Annotated in this window: 18 protein-coding genes and 1 pseudogene; 13 read left to right on the forward strand and 6 right to left on the reverse strand. The window is 68.8% G+C overall.

The annotated features are described in order from the left end of the window. The first annotated feature begins 15 nt into the window (after positions 1-15). Positions 16-630 carry a tetratricopeptide repeat protein gene (locus MPPM_RS16185; protein WP_096485927.1) on the forward strand — a complete coding sequence of 205 codons (615 nt, stop codon included), beginning with the start codon at positions 16-18 and terminating at the stop codon, positions 628-630. 54 nt (positions 631-684) lie between these two features. On the opposite strand, the gene MPPM_RS16190 is transcribed toward MPPM_RS16185, so the two are convergent. Then, positions 685-1,179, reverse strand: a complete 495-nt coding sequence (locus MPPM_RS16190) for a ribosomal maturation YjgA family protein (RefSeq protein WP_096485928.1) — start codon at positions 1,177-1,179, stop codon at positions 685-687. A gap of 76 nt (positions 1,180-1,255) precedes the next feature. Here MPPM_RS16190 and prfB point away from each other — a divergent pair. After that, positions 1,256-2,384, forward strand: a protein-coding gene (gene prfB / locus MPPM_RS16195; protein WP_096485929.1) for a peptide chain release factor 2 whose coding sequence is annotated in 2 segments (ribosomal slippage) — positions 1,256-1,324 and positions 1,326-2,384 — 1,128 coding nt in all. Because the reading frame shifts where the segments join, the coding sequence is not laid out codon by codon here. Between the two features lie 89 nt (positions 2,385-2,473). On the opposite strand, the gene MPPM_RS16200 is transcribed toward prfB, so the two are convergent. Both MPPM_RS16200 and MPPM_RS16205 read right to left on the reverse strand, forming a co-directional pair. Next, positions 2,474-3,649, reverse strand: coding sequence for a M23 family metallopeptidase (locus MPPM_RS16200; protein ID WP_096485930.1), 1,176 nt, complete (start codon positions 3,647-3,649; stop codon positions 2,474-2,476). A 177-nt stretch (positions 3,650-3,826) separates the two neighbouring features. Further along, positions 3,827-4,294: a peroxiredoxin gene (locus MPPM_RS16205; RefSeq protein ID WP_096485931.1), complete on the reverse strand. Its 468-nt coding sequence runs from the start codon at positions 4,292-4,294 to the stop codon at positions 3,827-3,829. Positions 4,295-4,444: 150 nt separating this feature from the next. Between MPPM_RS16205 and MPPM_RS16210 the strand changes: the two genes are divergently transcribed. Beyond that, complete coding sequence (locus MPPM_RS16210) at positions 4,445-7,885, forward strand: AsmA-like C-terminal region-containing protein (RefSeq protein WP_096485932.1); 3,441 nt, start codon at positions 4,445-4,447, stop codon at positions 7,883-7,885. Positions 7,886-8,051: 166 nt separating this feature from the next. On the opposite strand, the gene MPPM_RS16215 is transcribed toward MPPM_RS16210, so the two are convergent. Further along, positions 8,052-10,139 (reverse strand): methyl-accepting chemotaxis protein, encoded by a 2,088-nt coding sequence (locus MPPM_RS16215; protein ID WP_096485933.1) that lies wholly within the window; start codon positions 10,137-10,139, stop codon positions 8,052-8,054. 599 nt (positions 10,140-10,738) lie between these two features. Then, a complete protein-coding gene (gene tyrS / locus MPPM_RS16220; protein ID WP_096485934.1) occupies positions 10,739-12,010 on the reverse strand; it encodes a tyrosine--tRNA ligase in 1,272 nt (423 codons plus the stop codon). Positions 12,011-12,148: 138 nt separating this feature from the next. On the opposite strand from tyrS, the gene MPPM_RS16225 reads away from it, so the two are divergent. From MPPM_RS16225 to MPPM_RS16245, 5 genes are all read left to right on the forward strand, one after another. Then, positions 12,149-13,282 carry an anhydro-N-acetylmuramic acid kinase gene (locus tag MPPM_RS16225; protein ID WP_096485935.1) on the forward strand — a complete coding sequence of 378 codons (1,134 nt, stop codon included), beginning with the start codon at positions 12,149-12,151 and terminating at the stop codon, positions 13,280-13,282. Continuing rightward, positions 13,279-13,872 carry a DUF3578 domain-containing protein gene (locus MPPM_RS16230; protein ID WP_096485936.1) on the forward strand — a complete coding sequence of 198 codons (594 nt, stop codon included), beginning with the start codon at positions 13,279-13,281 and terminating at the stop codon, positions 13,870-13,872. The genes MPPM_RS16225 and MPPM_RS16230 overlap by 4 nt, the downstream gene beginning before the upstream one ends. A 65-nt stretch (positions 13,873-13,937) precedes the next feature. Then, complete coding sequence (aroC, locus tag MPPM_RS16235) at positions 13,938-15,038, forward strand: chorismate synthase (protein ID WP_096485937.1); 1,101 nt, start codon at positions 13,938-13,940, stop codon at positions 15,036-15,038. Between the two features lie 34 nt (positions 15,039-15,072). After that, the gene (gene ribB / locus MPPM_RS16240) at positions 15,073-16,149 is read left to right on the forward strand and encodes a 3,4-dihydroxy-2-butanone-4-phosphate synthase (RefSeq protein ID WP_096485938.1); all 1,077 of its coding nucleotides are present in this window, start codon (positions 15,073-15,075) and stop codon (positions 16,147-16,149) included. 101 nt (positions 16,150-16,250) lie between these two features. Then, positions 16,251-16,484, forward strand: coding sequence for a zinc ribbon domain-containing protein (locus MPPM_RS16245; RefSeq protein ID WP_096485939.1), 234 nt, complete (start codon positions 16,251-16,253; stop codon positions 16,482-16,484). A 124-nt stretch (positions 16,485-16,608) separates the two neighbouring features. Here MPPM_RS16245 and MPPM_RS16250 read toward each other — a convergent pair whose 3' ends face one another. Continuing rightward, complete coding sequence (locus MPPM_RS16250) at positions 16,609-17,538, reverse strand: histone deacetylase family protein (RefSeq protein ID WP_096487884.1); 930 nt, start codon at positions 17,536-17,538, stop codon at positions 16,609-16,611. A 308-nt stretch (positions 17,539-17,846) separates the two neighbouring features. Here MPPM_RS16250 and MPPM_RS29295 point away from each other — a divergent pair. The 5 genes and pseudogenes from MPPM_RS29295 (at position 17,847) to MPPM_RS16275 (ending at position 22,929) form a co-directional block, all read left to right on the forward strand. Further along, positions 17,847-18,496 (forward strand): annotated as a pseudogene (locus tag MPPM_RS29295) (L,D-transpeptidase). 172 nt (positions 18,497-18,668) lie between these two features. Continuing rightward, complete coding sequence (locus MPPM_RS16260; RefSeq protein WP_096485940.1) at positions 18,669-19,112, forward strand: hypothetical protein; 444 nt, start codon at positions 18,669-18,671, stop codon at positions 19,110-19,112. 227 nt (positions 19,113-19,339) lie between these two features. After that, positions 19,340-21,343: an acetyl-CoA carboxylase biotin carboxylase subunit gene (locus MPPM_RS16265; RefSeq protein ID WP_096485941.1), complete on the forward strand. Its 2,004-nt coding sequence runs from the start codon at positions 19,340-19,342 to the stop codon at positions 21,341-21,343. Between the two features lie 216 nt (positions 21,344-21,559). Next, positions 21,560-21,991 carry a gamma-glutamylcyclotransferase family protein gene (locus tag MPPM_RS16270; RefSeq protein WP_096485942.1) on the forward strand — a complete coding sequence of 144 codons (432 nt, stop codon included), beginning with the start codon at positions 21,560-21,562 and terminating at the stop codon, positions 21,989-21,991. A 92-nt stretch (positions 21,992-22,083) separates the two neighbouring features. After that, the gene (locus MPPM_RS16275; RefSeq protein WP_096485943.1) at positions 22,084-22,929 is read left to right on the forward strand and encodes a formate/nitrite transporter family protein; all 846 of its coding nucleotides are present in this window, start codon (positions 22,084-22,086) and stop codon (positions 22,927-22,929) included. Positions 22,930-22,980 lie beyond the last annotated feature (51 nt).

Raw genomic sequence — 22,980 nt, forward strand, 5'->3', positions numbered from 1 at the left:
GTGAGGAGGAAGGCCTTGGCAGGCATCCTCGGCGTCCTCGCCGCCCTGTTCGGGACGTCCGCCTCGGCCCAGCTGGCGCAGGGCATCAAGGCCTATGCGCGGGGCGACTACCCGGCGGCGATGCGCGCCTTCGAGGCGGGCGCGGCCAAGGGCGACCCGCAGGCGCTCTACAATCTCGGCGTCGCCTACGCGGAGGGCCGCGCCGTTCCGGCCGACCCGGCGCGGGCTCTCGACTACTACCGGCAGGCGGCGGAGGGCGGCAGCGTGCTCGCCGCCTTCAACCTGGGCCAAGCCTATCGCAAGGGCCAGGGCGTCGCCGCCGACCCGGCGCAGGCCGCGCGCTGGTACGAGAGGGCGGCCAAGGGCGGCCACTACAAGGCCGGCAACGAACTCGGCATTCTCTACATCGAGGGAAAGGGCGTGCCCCGCGATCCGGTCGAGGGCATGGCCTGGATCTATCCGGCGACCCACGCCTCGATCATGGACGAGTCCGCCATGGCCAACGCGATTCAGGCGGCCGGCATGCTCGATCGCGCCCAGATCCAGGCGGCGCAGGCGCGCGGGAAGACCTACTTCCAGCGCTACATTGCGCCGAACCAGGCGTTGGTACGGGCGATCTCCGGGCGCTGAGGCAGGCCGGTCGGCTCAAAGCCGGCCACGCCACGGCTCAGGAGCACCATCACATCAGGAAAGATCGGCCGGTCGGCTTTCGATCGTCGCACGATATGGCTTGAGATCGATCTCGGCGACGCCCGGCATGGCCAGCTTATCGGCAATGCGCCGCCGCCCGTCGAGCCGCCGCGTCCCCGCATCGAGACCGGCCGCTAGTCCGATGCCGGCGGCATAGGCCACGACGTTCCAGACGGAAAAGATCCGCCCGAGCAGCAACTGCCCCGCCAGCGTCAGGCGGAACGCGTCGAGTCCCGGCGTGTGGACGAGGCGGAACAGCTCGACCAGTACCGCGACGAGCCCGGCGGCGACCGCGAGCCGGCCGACGGGCGCGGCCGGGCGGACGAGGGCGGCGAGCCCGTAGACCATCGCGCCCCACAGCACCGAGCCGGCATATTTCACGACCTCCCGCGGCAGGCCGAGCGGCAGGTAGCGCACGCCGATGCCCATCGCGATCACGATCAGGACGGCGGCGAAGAGGTGGAGACGGCGGGATCGGAGGCTCGGCATCGCGGTGCAGCGGTTTACAGGGCGGGAGCCGCCCGGTATCACCCCCGGCCACACCGATAGTCGAGTTTCACACCAGATGCGCGCCGAGATCGAGCAGGCCTCGGATGCCGCCAAGCAGTCTATAGGGCTGCTGAGGAGGCATCTTTGACTGGGACACCGTCGATAAACGCCTCGCGGAGCTGAACGCCGCGTCCGAGAATCCCGACCTCTGGAACGATCCGGAGGCCGCGCAGAAGGTCATGCGCGAGCGCCAGGAGCTCGACGAGGCCGTCACCGCGATCAAGAAGCTCGAGCAGGATCTCGAGGACGCAGCGACGCTGATCGAGCTCGGGGAGATGGAGGGCGACCAAGCCTCCATCACCGAGGGCGAGAACGCGATCAAGGCGGTCGAGAAGGAGGCCGCGAGCCGGCAGGTCGAAACCCTGCTCTCGGGCGAGGCCGACGGCTTCGACACCTATCTCGAAGTCCATGCCGGCGCCGGCGGCACCGAGAGCCAGGACTGGGCCAACATGCTCCAGCGCATGTATGCCCGCTGGGCCGAGCGGCGGAAGTTCAAGGTCGAGATCGTCGAGATGACCGACGGCGAAGAGGCCGGGATCAAGGGCGCCACGCTTCTGATCAAGGGCCACAACGCCTATGGTTGGCTCAAGACCGAGTCCGGCGTGCACCGGCTGGTGCGGATCTCGCCCTACGACTCGAACGCCCGGCGGCACACCAGCTTCGCCAGCGTGTGGGTCTACCCAGTCATCGACGACCGGATCGAGATCGAGATCAAGGAATCCGACTGCCGCATCGACACCTACCGGTCGTCGGGCGCGGGCGGCCAGCACGTCAATACGACCGATTCGGCGGTGCGCATCACGCACAACCCGACCGGCATCGTCGTGGCCTGCCAGCAGGAGCGCTCGCAGCACAAGAACCGGGCGACCGCCTGGAACATGCTGCGCGCCCGCCTCTACGAGCTGGAGCTGAAGAAGCGCGAGGAGAAGGCCAACGCCGAGGCCGCCGCCAAGACGGATATCGGCTGGGGCCACCAGATCCGATCCTACGTGCTTCAGCCGTATCAGCTCGTGAAGGACCTGCGCACCGGCACGCAGTCCACCGACCCGGACGAGGTGCTCGACGGCGACCTCGACCCGTTCATGGAAGCCTCGCTGGCGCAACGCGTCTTCGGCGGCGGCGAAGAGGTCGCGGACATCGACTGATTGTTTGGCGATCCCGGCCTTCGTCGGGATCGCCCTTTCGTCGTGGCGCCGAGAGACCGCGCCTCGCCCTGAAAATACTCTGGCGGCGGTCAGTCCGCGAAGACGAGCTGCGCCCCGGCCCTGAGGAAACGCTGCGGATCGACCGGCTCGCCGTCGATGCGGGTCTCGTAGTGCAGGTGGCTGCCGGTGGAGCGGCCGGTCGAGCCCGCGAACCCGACCACAGCGCCCGCCTCGACCCGCTGTCCGACCGAGACGGCGTAGCCGGAGAGGTGCGCGTAGCGGGTGACGAGGCCGCGGCCGTGATCGACCTCGACCATGTTGCCGTAGCCGCCGGCATATTCGGCCGCGGTCACGCGCCCGGCGGCGGTGGCCTGGACCGGGGCGCCGGTCTCGACGCGCATGTCCACCCCCGTATGCAGCGCGTAGCCGCGGGTGAACGGGTCGAGCCGCGCGCCGAAGCTGCTGGTGAAGGTGAGTTCACCCGGAAGCGGCTGGCGGAAGGGGAGGGCGGCGGTCACCCGGCGCAGATGCGTCTCCTCGTCGATCTGGCGCCGGGCCTCGGCCAGGGCCTGCTCGAAGGCATCGGCGCTCAGCGGAACGAGGGGGCCACCGACCCCCGCCGGCGGCGCCTCGAATCGAGCGGGCGAGAGACCGGCGCGGGCGATCAGGTCGCGGAACCGCTCGGCGCTGCGCGCGGCCTGGAACCCGATGCCGGCTAGGGTGCGCGACTGAGCTTCGGCGATGCGATGGAGCGCGTCTTCCAGACCGGACAGGCGCGCGGCGGTACCGCGGCCGGCATCTTCGGCGCGATCCTCGCCTCTCATGCGCAGCTCCGGCGTCGGGAACGGCTTCTGGACTCGCGGCGCCGGCTGCGCCACCGGAACGGGAGCGGGCGGAGGAGTATCGAGGCTCGCGGCCGCCGCGCTGAAGCTGGACAGCAGTCCCTGACGCTTCTCGATCAGGGCCTGCCGCTCGATCAGCGCCGTGAGCCGGTTCTCGACGCTGCCGCGGGCCGCGACGCTCTCGGCCGCCGAACGATCGAGGGCGCGCTGGAGGGCGCCGAGCCGTTCCTCGTAGGTGAACTGCATCGCGCTCTGTCGGGAGACGAAGCGGGCCAGCACCTCGTCGTGGAAGACGAGGTAGTAGCTCGCGGCCGCCGCCCAGAGCGTCGAGACGGCAAGTCCGAGACTGAGGGCGACGACGAGGCGGCGCTGGGGGAGGAGTTGGAGACCAGCGCCGCGGCGGGTCCGGGCAGTCGATGTCATGGCACGTCGATCGTTCGGTGACGCGGCCGATGTCAGACGATTAAGGTTAAAGAAGCTTAGCGCGCCGTCACGTCGCGGGTGCCGGGACGATACACCGGACTTCCATTTTCGGATCGACGTCTTCCAACTCGTGTCTGAAGTCCTTCCGCAACGACGTTCAGCAACGACAACGTGTCTTTAAGCGAGTGCCTCGGCTGCTGCGAGAACCTCTTCGACATGGCCCGGCACTTTGACCTTGTTCCAGATCCGGGCGATCTGCCCATCCCTGTCGATGAGTAACGTCGTACGCTCCACACCCATGTATTTCCGGCCATACATGCTCTTCTCGACCCAGACTCCGTAGGTCTCCAGCATCGATTTAGCCTCATCGGATGCGAGCGGAAACGTCAGACCGTGTTTGGCCCGGAACTTGTCGTGACTTTTGACGGAATCCGGCGACACTCCGATCACGATTGCTCCGGCCGCAGCGAAAGCCTCGCTGCGGGCATTGAAGTTCTGCGCCTCCAGAGTGCAGCCGCTCGTGTCGTCCTTGGGATAGAAATAGAGCACGATCTTGTGACCGCGCAGGCTCTCCAGAGAGATGGTCTCTCCGCCCGCCCCGGGTAACGAGAACAGGGGTGCGGCATTGCCCGTCTCCAGCGGCATCTCGCCTTCCTTTCGGCTGATTGATGGTGTGCCTGATCTGATGCACGCAGACCTCCCGGGACGCCATGCCGGAGTGGCTCGAATCCTGAGGACAGACGCCGCGGCGAACGGACCTCCGCCCGAACCGACGGGTGCAGCAGCGAACGAGTGATGGATCAGGAAACGGCCAGGACCCTGCTCCAGGAGACGGTCGAGAGGCCTGCGCCGCGCAAAGCGCGACGTCGGCGCCGCCCGCTGCTCTGGTGCTCGCTGCTGCTCGTGTTCCTGCTCGGACTCGGCGGCGGACTCATCGTCCTGCGGCTGTCGCAGGGGCCGATGCGCATCGACGGCCTCACGCATCAGGTCGCCGAGGCCGTGGCGGGCCGCTTCGGTCCAGGATGGCGGGTGGCGTTGAACGACAGCGCGCTCGAACTCGATAGCGAATCGTCGCTGGCGCTGCGCGTCGGTGGACTCGACATCTACAATCCCGAAGGCGCCCTCGTGGTGCGCGCCCCGCTCGCGGTGGTCAGCCTCGACACGTGGAGCCTGCTGCGCCTGTCGGTCCAGCCCCGCTCCATCGAGTTCCGCGACATCGAGATGACGGCCCTCGTCCACGACGACGGCTCCATCGCCTTCGCCGCCTCGGCGCCGGCGCAAGGGGAGGCGGCCAAGCCCCATACCCTGCCGAGCGTAGACGCCGCCCGCGGCACCGTCTCGCCGGTCTCGGCGGCGGTGGCCTCGATCTTCGGCGTCGTGCTCGATCCGGCCGGCGTCATCGGCGCCCTCGACCGGGCGCGGATCACCAACGGCCGCCTGACCCTGGTCGACGACGCCCGGCATCAGGCGAGCTTCGAGCGGGTGAACGGCCTGTTCCGCCGCGGCACCAGCGACGATTCGCGGGTGTTCGAGCTGCGCATCGACGGCCCGCACGGCGAGTGGCGCTTCGGCGGGCGCGTCCACGAGGCGGGGGAGGGGCGCCGCGCGGGCGTGATCACCCTCGACGACCTGCCCGTGACCGATCTGCTGCTGCTGTCCGGCCATTCGAAGATGCCGGTCGATACCGACCTCAAGCTCTCGGCCAAGGCCGACGTGGCTCTGTCCGGCGGACGCATCGAGACGATGAAGGCCGAGGTGAAGACCGGCGGCGGCACGCTCCTCATCGACGAGAAGGACTTCAACCCGGTCGTCATCGACGAACTGCGCGTCGAGGCGGCCTGGGACGAGGGGCGGCGGGCCCTCGCCATCTCGGCGATCGACTACAAGGGCGGCGGCAACGACGCGCACCTGACCGGCGCCTTCGCCATCGGCCCGCCCGGGGCCGAGGATGCCTGGACCCTGGATTTTTCCGGCAAGGATGCCCTGCTGCGCGGCGCGGCCCGCAGCGATCCCTCCTTCCGCGTCGGTGAGATCACCGGCCGACTCACCGGCCGGGCCGGCGGCGTGAATATCGAGTCGATCGCGATCGCCGGCGACGGCCTGCACGGCCGCCTGAGCGGCACCGTCGGCACACGGGCCGACGACGACGGCATCACCCTGCACATCGTCGCCGGCGACACAGACGGCCGCAAGGCCCTGCGGCTTTGGCCCGAGCACATCGCCCCCGGCGTGCGCAACTACCTCGTGGACGAGCTGCGCGGCGGACGGCTCGATCAGGTCGACATCCAGATCGACATGAGCGGGCCGGAACTCGCCGCCGCGACCCGCGGCGACCCGATGCCGGATCAGGCGCTCAGCGTCGCCTTCGCGGTCTCGGACGCGAGCCTGAGCGTCTCGCAGGAGGCGCCGCCGCTGAGTCACGGCCGGGTCGCCGGCACGATCACCGGCCGCAGCACGACGATCCAGAATGCAACCGCCGACATCCGCCTGTCCGACACGCGGGCACTGACGATCTCGGACGGCTCCTTCCTGATCCGCGATCCGCAACCGGACAAGATCGTTGCCCAGCTCGGCCTGCGGCTGTCCGGATCGGCCGATTCCCTGGCCGCACTTCTCGAAACCCCGATGTTCAAGGGGCTCACCGGAGCCGAGATCGACCCGTCCACGATCAAGGGCAAGGCGGAGCTTCGGCTCGACGTCCCGATCAACCTCAAGCACGTGCCCGATCTGGCCGACATGCCGGTGACGCTGACCGGGACGCTCACCGAGTTCAGCATGGACAGGGCGGTGGGCAAGGACCGCTTCGAAGCGGGCCGGTTCACGGTCTCGTACGACCGCAGCGGCTTCGCTCTGAAGGGCGACGGCAGGCTGCTCGGCGCAGCCGTCGCGATCGACCTGAAGCAGCCCAAGCCCGGCAGCCCCGGCGAGGCGGTGGTGAGCCTCGCCCTCGACGACGCCTTCCGGGCCAAGCGCGGCCTGCCGACCGCACCGCAGCTCGGCGGCGTCATTCCGGCCCGCGTGGTCGTGCCGGTCGGGCGCCCCGCCTCCGCCGGCAAGCCGCCGGCCCGCGTCGAGGCGGACCTCACGCGGGCCTCGATCAACGGGCTGCTTCCGGGTTGGAACAAGCCCGCGGGCAAGGCCGGGCGGCTCGGCTTCACCCTGGTGGAGGCGGCGGGCGGCGGGATGGAGTTGCGCGACATCGCCCTCGATGCCGCCCCGGCGCTTGCCCGCGGCAGCGCCGCGCTCTCCGCCGAGGGCGGCCTGGAGCGGGCTGATCTGACGACGCTGAAGCTGTCGCCGGGCGACGACATGCGCGTCAGCCTCGACCGGTCCGGTTCGACCTACCGGGTGGCGGTCAAGGGAGCGGTCATCGATGCGCGCCCCTTCCTCAAGGGGATGACGGGCGACGACGGGAAGGCGAACAAGGATCCCGGCAAGGAGATCGAGGCGGACGTCGCCGCCAGCATCGTGGCCGGTTTCAACGGTGAGTCGCTGACCAACGCGACCCTCAAGGCCAGCTTCAAGGGCGGCGACCTGCGCTCCGCCCAGTTCAAGGGCCGCTTCGGCGCCGCCCCGCTCAACGCCGTGGTTCGAAGCGAGCGCGGTGCTCCGCTGCTCACCCTCGATTCGGCGGATTCCGGCGCGACCCTGCGCTTCCTCGACATCTACAAGCGGATGTATGGCGGGCGGCTAGCGCTCAACGTCTATCTCAACGACGGCCCGCAGGCCGGCGTCGTCCAGATCAAGGACTTCGCCCTGCGCAACGAACCCGCCCTGTCGAGCATCGTCGCCCAGGCGCCGCCGCCCTCCGACGGGCGGCGGGCGGCCCCGAATGCCAACGATGTCGGCTTCGACACGATGCGGGCGAACTTCACCCGCAACGGCCCACGGGTGAGCTTCTCGGACGCGGCGATCTCCAACGCGGCGATGGGCTTCACCGCGGGCGGCTGGCTCGACACGGCCAAGGAGCGCACGCAGATCGACGGCACCTTCGTGCCGCTCTACGGGCTCAACAACGTGGTGGCGCAGGTGCCGCTGTTCGGGCCGCTGCTGGCGGGCGGCAGCAATGAGGGCCTGTTCGCAGTCAACTTCAACGTCTCTGGCCCGATCGCCAAGCCGACGGTGAATGTGAACCCGCTCTCGGCGGTCGCCCCCGGCTTCCTGCGCAAGCTCTTCGGTGCCGGCAGCGGCGACGCGTTTGCCAATGGTGCGCAGCAGGGCGGGCCGGAGCGCTAAGATCGGCGCCCGGCCCGTACGGCCCGTCGGAAACTCCCGATGGCGGCCGGGCCGATGCGCGATTCCCTCAGGAGCGCGCAGCGTCCGAAACCACCCTCCGGAAGGGATCAGCCGGCTCGGGCTTGAGCCCTTCCGAGACGTGTCGCTCGAAGTCCGACCCGGTTCGTCAGGCCGCGCGCACGGTGGCGAGGAAGCGCCCGACCTCGGCGTTGAGGTGCTCGGACTGGCGCGACAGTTCGGAGGCCGAGGACAGGACCTGCGCGGCCGCAACCCCCGTCTCCTCCGCCGCTCCCGCCACACCCGCGATGTTCGTCGTCACCTCGCCCGTCCCCGCCGACGCCTGAGCCACGTTGCGCACGATCTCCTGCGTCGCCGCGCCCTGCTCCTCCACCGCCGCAGCGATCGAGGCCGCCACCCCCGCGATCTCGCGGATCCGGGTTCCGATCCCGCCGATGGCGCCCACCGCCTGATCCGTCGAGCCCTGGATCCGGCCGATCTGGGCCGAGATCTCCTCGGTCGCCCGCGCGGTCTGGTCGGCCAGCGCCTTGACCTCGGCGGCCACCACCGCGAAGCCCCGCCCCGCCTCGCCGGCCCGCGCCGCCTCGATCGTGGCGTTCAGGGCCAGAAGGTTGGTCTGACCCGCGATCTGCGAGATCAGCGCCACCACGTCGCCGATGCGGCTGGCCGCCTGGGCCAGATCCTGCACGAGCCCGGCCGTGGCATTGGCTTCCGTCACCGCGGCCTGCGCCAGCTCGGCCGAGCCCGAGACCTGCCGGCTGATCTCGGCCACCGAGGAGCCGAGTTCCTCAGCGGCCGCCGCGACGGTGTTGACGTTGGCCGCGGCCTGCTCGGCAGCGGCCGCCACGCTGGTGGATTGGGTGGCGGTCTGTCCGGCGGTGGCGCTCATGCTCTCGGCGGTCGCCTGCAGCTCGCTGGCCGCGGCGGAGACCATGCCGACGATGCCGCCGACCGCAGCCTCGAAGCCGTCCGCCATCTGCCGCATGCCGGCCTTGCGCTGCTCCTCCGCCGAGGCGCGCGCCAGGACCGTTTCTTCCTCCAGTTGATGGGTGCGGATCAGGTTGTCCTTGAAGACCTGCACGGCCGTCGCCATGGCGCCGACCTCGTCCTTCCGCTGGCGGAACGGGATCTCGAAGCCGATATCCGCCTTCGCGAGACGCGTCATGATGTCGGTCATCGAGGTGAGCGGATTCACGACCCCTCGAACGACCCAGATCACGCCGCCGACGACCAGCACGAGCGCCGACAGGCAGAGAAAGCCCTGCCAGAGAAGATGCTGCTGCGCCGTCTCGGCCGATGCCTTCGCCATCGCGTCGAGTTCCGAAACGGAGACCAGAACGACCTCGGCGAGTTGATCGAGCCCGACGTTGAACTGGGTGCGGTATGCGCTGACCACCGGCCGTTCGAGCGACTTGTCCGAGAGAGCCGGCACGATGGTGCGGGTACGATCCGCCGCGACGCCGTCGAAATAGCGGCTCTGTGCGGTCTTCATCGCGATCTTGAGCGGCTCGCGACCAGTCATGTTCTCGACGATACCCTGCATGATGCGGAAGATGAACTTCGTCTCCCGGTCCAATGCATTGAATTCGATGAGTTGCGCCGGCGCGATCAGCTTGTCCTGCGCGAGCACATCGATGACGATCAGCGTCGCATCACCGGCAGAGTTGCGCGCGGCCCAACCGAGTTCGCGAACGCGGAGCAGGTTGGAGAAGCGCGTATCGACCTCACGAATGCGCTTTTCGGTTTTCGCGATCACCGTCTCGATCGCCCGCAGCAGATCGGTGGCTTGCGCAGCAACCTTGCGTGAGAGGGTGCCATCGCGTCCTGACACGGCTTTGGTGAGGGCGGCGTCAGCCTCCCGGCGCACCTGCATCCAGCGCTCGTAGTTTTCGCTTACGGCACGCAGATCCAGTGTGCTTTCGTCTGACAGGCCCGCTCCGATCAGCGCGCTTGCGGAAGCCATCATCTCGTCGACGACCTTGCGGCGTGCGGTCATGTCCGCGAGATTGGCGGTGGCATTGGCCGGCTCGAGAGACAAAGCAGAGGTTGTGGCCCCGCGCTCGTAACGCAGACTGTGCATGCTGCGGGTGAGGAGAGAGTCGAGCGAGGCAAGACTTTGAGCATGCGTCGCATTCTGCCATTCGCGCCAAGCGGCGAGAAGGCTGGAGCCGGCAAAACTTAATACCGCGAGACCCAGTACGGCGATGATGCTGATGAGACGAAGCTTGATCGACATGAGATCCGACTGAGCGACTGATACTACGCACAGAATTGATAAGCGGCCTCAAAGATTAAAATATGCTTATGTTACTTTCTGCCGGATCGCGCATGCCGAGAAAAAACTTCCTGACCCTCATCTTGCAGTCAAGGATTGTGCCGCAACGCACAGTCGCGTGCGAATGATCGCGGGCCTGCTCCCGACTGCCGATCTCGCGAAACTGGAATAGTGTCAGCATCGACCGGTGCGCTGGGAAAATTTACTTCGAATTTGCCATCTCTTGCGCCATTAGCCGGTCTTCTCGCGATCCGCAGATCACGCTCAGAGAGGCTGATCGAAGACTGAGCGATTCCCCGACCGGCCCCAGCGACGGTGGTCTGCGCGTTTGCCACTCAGCAGCGATCATCGGCGGCGGATGCGCGCCGGCCGCTCCTGAACGATCGTTCGCGGTGGCGGATGCAGGCCCCGCTCGAGCGCCGAGCGACGTTGCTGATCGGTCGGCCGCTTCGATCGCGCGAACACCGTCGCCGGCCATCGCGGCGGACAGGCGCAGCGCCTCGGTGACATTCAAGGACGCGGCAGCGCGGGAGCGCACCGCCGCGCTTCGAACGAAACGGTTATTCCGGCCGCAGCAGCACGTGCTTCTTGCGTCCGAACGAGAGCTTGATCACGCCCTCGGCCGTCAGGTCTTCGGTCCGCAGCATCGCCTTCTCGTCGCTCACCTGCACGTCGTTGACACGCAGGCCCCCGCCCTTGATCTGGCGGCGCGCCTCGCTCGTGGACGGCACGAGCTTGGCATAGTCCGGGCCGAAGGCGGTCAGCACGCCGAGGCCCGCCTCCAGCACCGCGGCCGGCACGGGGATCGTCGGCAGGGACTGCGCCAGCGTGCCCTCGACGAAGGTCTTGCGGGCGGTCTCGGCAGCGGCGGCGGCGGCCTCCGCCCCGTGCATCAGCGCGGTCGCCTCGGTGGCGAGGACCGTCTTGGCCTCGTTGATCTCGGCGCCCTGGAGCGCGGCGAGCCGCTCGATCTCGGGAAGCGGCAGCAGGGTGAACAGCTTGAGGAAGCGCCCGACATCCGCGTCCTCGGTATTCCGCCAGAACTGCCAGTAATCGTAAGGCGAGAGCATCCCGGCATCGAGCCAGACGGCGCCGGCCGCCGTCTTGCCCATCTTGGCGCCCGACGCGGTGGTCAGCAGCGGGCAGGTCAGGGCGTAGAGCTGCGGCGTGCCCATGCGGCGGCCGAGATCGATGCCGTTGACGATGTTGCCCCACTGGTCCGAGCCGCCCATCTGCAGGCGGGTGCCGAAGCGGCGGTTCAGCTCCACGAAGTCGTAGGACTGGAGGATCATGTAGTTGAACTCCAGGAACGAGAGTTCCTGGTCGCGCTCCAGCCGCAGCCGCACGCTGTCCATCGACATCATGCGGTTGACCGAGAAATGCCGGCCGATGTCGCGCAGCATCTCGATGTAGTTGAGTTTCGTCAGCCACTCGGCGTTGTCGACCATGACCGCCTCGTTGCGGCCCTCGCCGAAGCTCAAGAAGCGGGCGAAGGTCTGCTTGATGCCTTCCTTGTTGGCCTCGATCTGCTCCAGCGTCAGGATTTTGCGCGTCTCGTCGCGGCCCGACGGATCGCCGACGCGGGTGGTGCCGCCGCCCATGAGCACGACGGGCTTTCCGCCGGTCTTCTGCAGCCAGTGCAGCATCATGATCGAGAGCAGGTGGCCGACATGGAGCGAGGCCGCCGTGCAGTCGTAGCCGGTATAGGTCGTCAGCCCGCCCTCCGCCGCCAGAGCGTCGATGCCGGCCAGATCCGAGGCCTGATGGATATAGCCGCGCTCCTGCAGCACCCGGATGAAGTCGGATTTCGGCGCGAAGCTCTCGGCGGTCATGGTGATCGGTCTCGGATGGTTTGGCGGCGCGACAGGGGCGCGGCCGCAATGCTATCCCGCGAGGGGAAGCGCTCGCGCGCGCTCTTAGCAGGGCAGGCGGCGAAAGGCACGAGCCCGGATTTCGGGGGAGGGGACGGCATGGCGATGAGGCGCGCGATCGGCCTGATGAGCGGCACCTCGCTGGACGGGATCGACGTGGCGCTGATCGAGAGCGACGGCGCGAGCATCCGCATCGTCAAACCCGCCAACGGCTTCATCGCGCCGCTCGGGCCGACGGGCTACCGCGGCTACGGCGAGGACGAGAGGACGCTGCTGCGCGAGGCGACCCGCGACGCCGAAGCCGTTCGCCACCGGGACGACCGGCCGGGACGCCTGCCGCAGGCGGAGGAGTTCGTCACCCGCGCCCATGCCGAGGCCATCGAAGCCTTCCTGGCGGCGAACGGCCTGAGCCCCGCGGAGATCGACGTCGTCGGCTTCCACGGCCAGACGGTGATCCACCGGCCGAAGCTCGGCCTCACCGTGCAGATCGGCGACGGCGCGGCGCTCGCCCGGCGCCTCGGCATCCGCGTCGTGTCCGACATGCGCGCCAACGACGTGGCCCAGGGCGGCCAGGGCGCGCCGCTGGTGCCGGTGTTCCACAAGGCCCTGGCCGAGGCCGCAGGCTTCACCGGTCCGCTCGGCATCCTCAATATCGGCGGCCTCGCCAACGCGACCCTGATCGATTCGCGCGGGACCATGCTCGCCTTCGACACCGGGCCCGGCAACGGGCCGATCAACGACTGGATGAAGGAGCGCACCGGCCTGGATCTCGACGAGGACGGCGCCACCGCCGCCCGCGGCACGGTGGACGAAGAGCTGCTCGAAAACCTGCTCGGCCACCCGCTGATCCTGCGCGCGCCGCCGAAATCGCTGGACCGCAACTGGTTCTCACATCGGCTCGCAGGCTACCTCACGATCGAGGACGGGGCTGCGACGCTCACCGCCTTCACCGCCCACGCCGTCGCCCGCAGCCTCGCCTTCGCCAGCGAGCGCCCGACCCGCTGGATCGTCGGGGGCGGGGGCGCCAAGAACCGCACGCTGATGGCGATGCTGGAGCGGCTCCTCGAGGCGGAAGTGCTGAACGCCGACGCGATCGGCTGGTCCTCCGATTTTCTGGAGGCGCAGGCCTTCGCCTACCTCGCCCTGCGGGCGCTGGAAGGTTTACCGCTCACCTATCCGACGACGACGGGTGTCAGCGAACCGGTCACCGGCGGGATCGTCTCCGAGCCGTGAGCCTCGGCTACGCCCTGCGCCGCATCGTCGAGGAATACCCGCTCGCGCGCACCGACCCGCCGGTCGGGCACCCGCTCGCGCACGTAATCCGGAAAGGCGCGCCGGACGAGCTGCGCCGGGCACTGGCACCCCTCGGCGGCCCGTTCGTGGTCAAGGGCAGCCCCGGCCGCGGCAGCCACTGGGCCGCCGTGCCGTGGCTCGCCCTATTCGACCCGGCGGTGACGACGAGCGCCACCCGCGGCTACTACCTCGTCTACCTGTTTCCGGCCCATCGCGAGGCGGTGCATCTCTCGCTGGCCCAGGGCACGGTGGCGGCGCTCCGCGAGTACGGGCCGCGCTCGGGCGAGCATCTGCGCGCCAGCGGCGCCCGGTTGCGGGAGCGCCTCGCCGATTTTGCCACCGACCTGCCGCTCACGGCCATCACCCTCGGCAGTGCGGGCGAGCTGCCCGAGGGCTATGAGGCGGCCCACATCCTCGGACTGACCTACGATCTCGCAGCGCTCGCCGACGAGCGGCGTCTGCACGCCGACCTCGCCACCGGCATCGCCGCCTACCGGGCACTGAAGGCGCGGGGCGGGCTCGTGCTATGACGCGGGGCCGACGCTGCAGCCGAAAGCTGGCCCTTCACGGCATCCCGCGCTAAGGCACGCGCGCCATGTCGCACAACACCTTCGGCCACCTGTTCCGCGTCACCACCTTCGGCGAGAGCCACGGGGTGGCGCTCGGCTGCGTGGTGGACGGGTGCCCGCCCGGCCTCGCGCTGGAGGCGGACGAGATCCAGGCCGAACTCGATCGGCGCAAGCCCGGCCAGTCGCGCTTCACCACGCAGCGGCGCGAACCCGACCAAGTGAAGATCCTCTCGGGCGTGTTCAGCGACGACCGCACCGGCGGGCGCCAGCTCACCACCGGCACGCCGATCGCGCTGATGATCGAGAACACCGATCAGCGCTCGAAGGACTATTCCGAGATCCGCGACAGCTACCGGCCCGGCCACGCCGACTTCACCTACGACGCCAAGTACGGCATCCGCGATTATCGCGGCGGCGGTCGCTCCTCCGCCCGGGAGACCGCCGCGCGGGTCGCGGCCGGCGCCATCGCCCGCAAGGTGATTCCCGGCATCACCATCCGCGCCGCCCTGGTGCAGATGGGGCCGCACGCCATCGACCGCGCGAACTGGGATTGGGCCGAGGTCGGCAACAACCCGTTCTTCTGCCCGGACCCCAAGGCGGCGGCGCTCTACGAGACCTATCTCGACGGCATCCGCAAGGACGGCTCCTCCGTCGGCGCGGTGATCGAGGTGGTCGCCGAGGGCGTGCCCCCCGGCCTCGGCGCACCGATCTACGGCAAGCTCGATGCGGATCTGGCCGCGGCGATGATGTCGATCAACGCGGTCAAGGGTGTCGAGATCGGCGACGGCTTCGCGGCGGCCGCGCTTCGCGGCGAGGACAATGCCGACGAGATGCGCGCCGGCAATGACGGCCGCCCGCGCTTCCTCGCCAACCATGCCGGCGGCATCCTGGGGGGCATCTCCTCGGGCGAGCCGATCGTGGTGCGCTTTGCCGTAAAGCCGACCTCCTCGATCCTGACGCCGCGCCGGAGCGTGAACCGCGACGGCGGCGAGATCGACCTCATCACCAAGGGCCGCCACGACCCCTGCGTCGGCATCCGCGCCGTCCCCGTCGCCGAGGCGATGATGGCGTGCGTGCTGGCCGATCACCATCTCCGCCATCGCGGGCAGGTCGGCGACCGCGCCTGACCGCCCTTTCGAACCGCTGAACGAGACGAAGCCCGTGCCCCATTGCAGCGTCACCGAAGCCATCGAGGCCTTCGCCCGCGGCGAGATCGTGGTCGTCACCGACGACGACGACCGCGAGAACGAGGGCGACCTCGTCGTCGCCGCCTCGCTCTGCACGCCGGAGAAGATGGCGTTCATCATCCGCAACACCTGCGGCATCGTCTGCGCGCCGATCACCCTCGACGAGGCGCGCCGCCTGCACCTCGACCCGATGGTGGCCTCGAACGACGCGCCGCTCGGCACCGCCTTCACCGTCACGGTGGACGTGCGCCACGGGCTCACCACCGGCATCTCGGCCGAGCAGCGCTGCAACACGGTGCGCGCGCTCGCCAACGGCAATATGGGCGCGGGCGACTTCGTGCGGCCCGGCCACGTCTTCCCCTTGATCGCCCGCGACGGCGGCGTGCTGATGCGCTCCGGCCATACGGAAGCGGCGGTCGATCTGTGCAAGCTCGCGGGTCTCCCGCCGGTCGGCGTGATCTGCGAACTCGCCAACGACGACGGCACCGTGATGAAGGGGCCGCAGATCGACGCGTTTGCCGAGCAGCACAGCCTCAAGCGCGTCTCGGTGGCCGATCTCATCGCCTACCGGCAGGCCCGCGACCGGCTGGTGGAGCGGGTCGGCACCTTCCCGGTGAAGACCGAGTTCGGCGCGATGACCGGCTACGCCTACGTCACGCCGTTCGAGCCGATCCAGCAATTCGCCTTCGTCCACGGCGCCATCGGCGATGGCCGCAATGTGCCGGTGCGCCTGCACCGCTCCAACGTCGTCGCCGACGTGATCGAGGGCGGCGGGCAGATCGAGAGCGTGATGCGCCGCTTCGCCAAGGAGGGCCGCGGCATCCTCGTCTACCTGCGCGACGGCACGGCGGGCGTCCCGCTCAACCGCTACGCCGACGAGGGCGCCGAGGCGCAGCGCGTGCGCCAGTGGCGCGAAGTGGGGCTGGGCGCGCAGATCCTGCGCGACCTCGGCGTCGTCTCGATCCGCAACCTGTCCTCCTCGTCGCGCTCCTATGTCGGCCTGTCGGGCTTCGGCATCGAGTTGGTCAGCGAGGAGCCGCTGGAGGGCTGAGGGCAGGAGCGGCCACGCTGCCCCTTGCGGGCAAGCGCGGCCGTTCCCAGTTCCTTTCTGAGGCGGCTCTCTCTGCCGCCGTCTGCGGAAAAGGAGCGCGTATGGTCCTCGTCGCCTGTCCCGCCTGCGATCACCGCATTTCCGAGAAGGCCGTCGCCTGCCCGTCCTGCGGGCATCCCGGCGGTCAGACCGACCGGCACGGCCTCGTGCCGGCGCTGGGCCGCGTTGCCGGAACCTACGTATCCCCCAACGCGATCACCGGGGCGATCCTTGGCAGCGTGATGTTCGTGAGCTTCGCGGCCGTGCTCATCACCCTGATCCTGACCCACCGATAGGCCGCGGAAGCGCATCCCGACGAACTGGCCACCGGTTCATCGAGGAAATGCGCGTCAAACAAGGACCGAGAGACGCCGACCTGATGGACTCGTGTCGGCGTCTCCAAGGCCGGGGCGGTGCCCCTCACCGCCCCATCAGCGCGTCCACATGCGCGGCCACCGAACGGGCAAGCCCGTCGAGGCTGTAGCCGCCTTCCAGGATCGAGACGACCCGGCCGCCCGCGTGGCGGTCGGCGACCTCCATCAGCCGGCGCGTGGCCCAGCCGAAATCCGCCTCGTCGAGCTGGATGTTGGCCAGCGGATCGAGCTTGTGTGCGTCGAATCCGGCCGAGATCACGATCAGGTCGGGTGCGAAGGCGTCGAGCCGCGGCAGGATGCGCGCCTCGAACGCTTCGCGGAAGATCTCGCTGCCGTCGAAAGCGTTCAGCGGCGCATTGACGATGGTGTCGTGGTCGCCCCGCTCGCCCGTCCCGCCGGTGCCGGGAAACAGCGGCATCTGGTGGGTCGAGGCGTACATCACGCTCTTGTCGGCCCAGAAGATGTCCTGCGAGCCGTTGCCGTGATGGACGTCGAAATCCACCAGCGCGACGCGGGTGACACCGAACGCCTTCTGGGCGTGGCGCACGGCGATCGCCGCGTGGTTGAACAGGCAGAAGCCCATGGCGCGGTCGCGCTCGGCGTGGTGGCCGGGCGGGCGCATGCCGACGAACGCGTTGGTGCACTCGCCCTTCATCACCGCATCGACGGCGTGGTTCGATCCTCCGATCGCGTGCAGGCAGGTGCTGAGCGTGCCCGGCGACATCAGCGTATCGCCGTCGATCTGGAAGAAACCGTCGTCCGGCGAGGCCGCGACGATGGTCTCGACGAAGGCCGCGGCGTGGACGAGTTCGGCGACGGACGCCTCTGCCTTCGGTGCGTGGCAACGGACGAGGGCCGCGAAGCGCTCATTCTCGAGGGCCCGCTCCACCGCCTGCATGCGGGCGGGCCGTTCCGGATGCCCGGTCGGGACCACGTGCTCGATGGCGCTCGGATGGGTGACGTACAGGGTGCTCAGGGCCGTTTCTCCCGGGTGCGCGAAACGGTGATGCCGGGGGCCGGCCATCCCGCCTCGTCACGCGCCGCCCTGCGGGGGCAGGGCAACCATGTTGTTGCCGATGCGGCACTTCCGGCTCCCGCCAGGTTTGCCGTTCTTGTTGCCTCGAACTTGTCGATCTTGCCGCCCGCACGCAACAGGGCAAACCGGAAGAACGGCTTGGATCAGTTTCTTCCACAGCGGGCCGCCTCGGGCCGCCCGCCGGCCCAAGCTTGGCCATAAACAAGCGTTCAACCTGCGGTCGTTTCTCCATCCGACAGCCACCCGCCATGCGCCCCTTGCCCGCCCGCCTCCTCCTCGCGTGGCTCCTCCCCGTGGCCGCCGGCTCAGCCGCCTGTCAGTCACAGACGGCCCAGGTCGCGCCGCCGGTCGAAGCGGTCGCCGCCTTGCCTGCCGTCCCGCCGCTGCCGCCGGGGCCGGAGCGGGACGCGGCCTGGATGAAGCTCGCACCGAAAGCCCCCCTCGATCCGCTGCTCGCCCGCACCACGGTCGATTTCGCGACGCGCGAGCCGATCGGCACCATCGTCGTCGAGACGGCGGAGCGGCGGCTCTACCTCGTTCAGCCCGGCGGAAGGGCCATGCGCTACCCGGTTTCCGTCGGCCGGGCGGGGCTCGCATGGACCGGGCGCGCGGAGATCGACCGCAAGCTCGAATGGCCGGACTGGAACCCGACCCGGAAATGATCGGCCGCCACCCCGACCTGCCGCCTCGGCTGGAGGGCGGTCCGTTCAGCCCGATCGGCGCCCGCGCCCTCTACCTCGCGCAGGATCGCAAGGACACGCTCTACCGCATCCACGGCACCAACGAGCCGGAGACGATCGGGCAGGCGGTCTCCTCCGGCTGCATCCGTATGCTCAACGAGGACGTGATCGACCTCTACGGGCGCGTGCCGGTGGGGACGAAGGTCGTGGTGCGATGAAGAGAGTCTTACTTCTCGGGAGCAAGATTTCCGAAAGGCTCAATCGTGAGCAGCCGTTTACCTGAACACGGGTTCAGATTTGGCCATTAACCTCTTCGAGCGTTGTCGGTCCGTATTGTCAGCACAGACACGGACAAACACCGGCGACAACGAGCTGGAGAGGCATCAGACCATGACCAACACTGCGCTTGAACTGTTCTGCACCCGCATCGTCGACGCCGGCCGCCTGACCCAGGACGACGTTCGCGAACTCGCCCGCGAGATCCTGCCCGACGGCATCATGGGCCGTGAAGACGCTGACCTGCTGCTGGCGCTGGACCGCGCCGTCGCCGACACCCACGAGGGCTTCGCCGCCTTCGTCACGGCGGAGGTCGTGAACTTCGCGGTCTACGGAGAGCGCCCTACAGGCATCATCACCCGCGAGATGTCGGCGTGGCTCTCCGCCTCCATCGCCGGACGCAAGGGTCCGACCGCGCTCGGCAGCCGCATCGCCCTGGAGATCGTGCGCGAGGCCGACACCAGCGATGAGACCCTGATCGCCTTCGCCCTTCGGGCCAAGAGCGCGGTGGCCAAGCCCGTCGAGTGCCGCGCCGGCCGCCTGCCCTGCGCTGCATGATGAATTCAGTTTTGGGGTGACTTGCACCCCCGACCTCGGCGTCGCGGCCAGCAACCGAGCACTGCTGAAATTCGAATTGGTAGCTCCTCGATCGAATTTCACCGAAGCTGGCCTTTTGGAGGGTGCGGCACAGCTTCCCCCTACCGCGCAACTGCTTTATCGGGATGCGTTCGGGCCTGCCTTCGGGAGGGGCGGGCCGAGACAGTCTCCCTCAAGAAGCGGCTGCGATGTTCGATAAGATCCTGATTGCCAACCGGGGCGAAATCGCCTGCCGTATCATCAAGACTGCCCGAAAGATGGGCATCAAGACGGTGGCCGTGTACTCGGACGCCGACCGCGATGCGGTCCACGTGGCGATGGCCGACGAGGCCGTGCATATCGGCCCAGCGCCCGCCGCGCAGTCCTATCTCCTGATCGATAAGATCATCGACGCCTGCAAGCAGACGGGCGCCCAGGCCGTCCATCCGGGCTACGGCTTCCTCTCCGAGCGCGAGGCCTTCCCGAAAGCCTTGGCCGAGGCCGGCATCGTCTTCATCGGCCCGGATCCCGGCGCCATCGCCGCGATGGGCGACAAGATCGAATCGAAGAAGGCCGCGGCCGCGGCCAAGGTCTCGACCGTGCCGGGCTTCCTCGGCGTGATCGAGAGCCCGGATCATGCGGTCAAGATCGCCGACGAAATCGGCTATCCCGTGATGATCAAGGCGTCGGCCGGCGGCGGCGGCAAGGGCATGCGCATCGCCGAATCCGCCGACGAGGTCGCGGAAGGCTTCGCCCGCGCGAAGTCCGAGGCCTCCTCCTCCTTCGGCGACGACCGCGTCTTCATCGAGAAGTTCATCACCGATCCGCGCCACATCGAGATCCAGGTGATCGGCGACAAGCACGGCAACGTGATCTATCTCGGCGAGCGCGAGTGCTCGATCCAGCGCCGCAACCAGAAGGTCATCGAGGAGGCCCCGTCGCCGCTCCTCGACGAGGAGACCCGCCGCAAGATGGGCGAGCAGGCGGTCGCGCTGGCCAAGGCGGTGAATTACGACTCCGCCGGCACGGTCGAGTTCGTCGCCGGCCAGGACAAGTCGTTCTACTTCCTCGAGATGAACACCCGCCTGCAGGTGGAGCATCCGGTCACCGAGATGATCACCGGGCTCGATCTCGTCGAGCTGATGATCCGGGTGGCCGCCGGAGAGAAGCTGCCGCTGGCGCAGAACGAGGTGAAGCTCAACGGCTGGGCGGTGGAGAGCCGCGTCTACGCCGAGGATCCCACCCGCAACTTCCTGCCCTCGATCGGCCGGCTCACGGTCTACCAGCCGCCGGAGGAGGGTCCGCTCGGCGACGCCATCGTGCGCAACGATACCGGCGTGGAGGAGGGCGGCGAGATCGCGATCCACTACGATCCGATGATCGCCAAGCTCGTGACCTGGGCGCCGAACCGCCTCGAGGCGATCGAGGCGCAGGCCACGGCCCTCGATGCCTTCGCGATCGACGGCATCCGCCACAACATCCCCTTCCTCGCCACCCTGATGGCCCATCCGCGCTGGCGCGAGGGCCGGCTCTCCACCGGCTTCATCAAGGAGGAGTTTCCGGAGGGCTTCACCGCCCCCGCGCCCGAGGGACAGGTCGCCCGCCGGCTCGCGGCGGTGGCGGCGGCGATCGACCACAAGCTCAACATCCGCAAGCGCGGCATCTCCGGTCAGATGCGCGACCCGAGCCTGCTGACCTTCCAGCGCGAGCGCGTCGTGGTGCTCTCCGGCCAGCGCTTCAACGTCACCGTCGACCATGCCGGCGACGATCTGCTCGTGACCTTCGACGACGGCACGCAGGCTCCGGTCCGCAGCGACTGGCGCCCCGGCGCGCCGGTCTGGAGCGGCACGGTCACCGGCGAGCCGGTGGCGATCCAGGTTCGGCCGCTCCTCAACGGCGTCTTCCTGCAGCACGCGGGCGCGGCGGCGGAAGCACGGGTCTTCACCCGCCGCGAGGCCGAACTCGCCGACCTGATGCCGGTCAAGGAGAATGCCGGCTCCGGCAAGCAACTGCTCTGCCCGATGCCGGGACTGGTCAAGCAGATCATGGTCACGGAAGGCCAGGAGGTGAAGAACGGCGAGCCTCTGGCCATCGTCGAGGCGATGAAGATGGAGAACGTGCTGCGCGCCGAGCGCGACGGCACCGTCTCCAAGATCGCCGCCAAGGAAGGCGACAGCCTCGCGGTGGACGCGGTGATCCTGGAGTTTGCCTGATCGGCACGACGCTCTGCCATCGCGAGTGGAGTGAAGCGCTTCAGCCGAGCGGATCATCCGGTGATGGCAGCGCTCTGGATTGCTTCGCTTCGCGCGCGATGACGGAGAGGGGCGCCCGCATCGTCATTGCGAGGCGAAGCCGAAGCAATCCAGGGCGCGACGGGCGCAAGCGCTGCACCACCGCTTCTCCATCCGCCGGAGGTCCGGCCTGAGGTCATGCCCCTCTACTTCGCCTACGGCGCCAACATGGACGCCGCCGCCATGGCCCAGCGCTGCCCGGCCTCGCGGCTGATCGGTCGCGGACGCCTGCCGCGGCATCGCTTCATCATCATGCGGGAGGGCTGGGCCTCCGTGGTGCGCGCTCCCGGTGCCACCGTCTGGGGCGTGCTCTGGGAACTGGCGCTCTCCGACGTACCGGCGCTCGACCGCTACGAGGGCGTCGCGAGCGGCCTCTACGTGAAGGCCTACCAGCCGATCGTCACCGAGGGCGGCACGAAGCGCGCCCTGATCTATCTCGGCCGCAGCCAAGCCGGCGGGCTGCCGCGGCCGGGCTACCTCGAAGCGGTGCTCGCGGCGGGACAGGCGGCGCAATTGCCTGGGGCCTATCTCCAGGAGATTCGCGGCTGGCAGCGCCGGGCTCCGGCCTGATCCGCTTTCGGCGCAAGGCTCGGGGCGCTTCCTGGCACTGAACCTGCCTCGTCGACCGCAGACCAAAGGGTCGATGAGTCGGGTAGGTATTCATGGATTTCGTAAAACCGGCCGAGATGGCCAAGGCGATGAGTGATTCCGGCGTCGTGCGTGCCGAGCTGTCGGTCCGCGACATGCTCGTGCGGGGCATGATGGCCGGCGCGATCCTCGGGATTGCCACCAGCCTCGCCATCACCGGCGCCGTGCAGACCGGCGTGGCCTTCGCGGGCGCGATCATCTTCCCCGTCGGCTTCGTGATGATCGTCTGCCTCGGGCTCGAACTCTGCACCGGCAATTTCGGCATTCTCGGCCTCTCCTTCATGGAGGGCCGCGTCGGCTTCGCGCCGATGATGCGCAATTTCGGCTGGAGCTTCCTCGGCAACCTGATCGGCAGCCTGCTCTACGCCGTGCTGCTGGTGATCGCGCTGACGAATTTCTGGCACACCGGCGCGGACGCCAACCCGGTTGCGAAGAAGATCCTCGACATCGCGCAGGCCAAGACGCTGACCTACGAGGAACTCGGCACGGCGGGCATGATCACCTGCTTCGTCAAGGCGATGCTGTGCAACTGGATGGTCTGTCTCGGGGTGACCATGTCGATGATGTCGACCTCGACCTTCGGCAAGATCCTCGGCGCGTGGCTGCCGGTCTTCCTGTTCTTCGCGCAGGGCTTCGAGCACGCGGTGGTGAACATGTTCGTGATTCCGGCGGGCATGATGCTCGGCGCGCAGGTGTCGTTCGAGCAGTGGTGGGCCTGGAACCAGATCCCGGTCACCCTCGGAAACTTCGTCGGCGGCGTGCTCTTCATCTCACTGGCGTGGTATCTCACCTACCGTCCGAAGGCGGCCCTGCGCCGCTCGGAGGCCGCGCCGGCCTCGGCCGCTATGGCCACCCGCTAGCCGGGAGCGCGAGGGCTCCCGGTTCCGGCAGAAACCGGGAGTCGCTTCGAC

The organism is Methylorubrum populi, assembly GCF_002355515.1.
Lineage (GTDB): Bacteria > Pseudomonadota > Alphaproteobacteria > Rhizobiales > Beijerinckiaceae > Methylobacterium > Methylobacterium populi_A.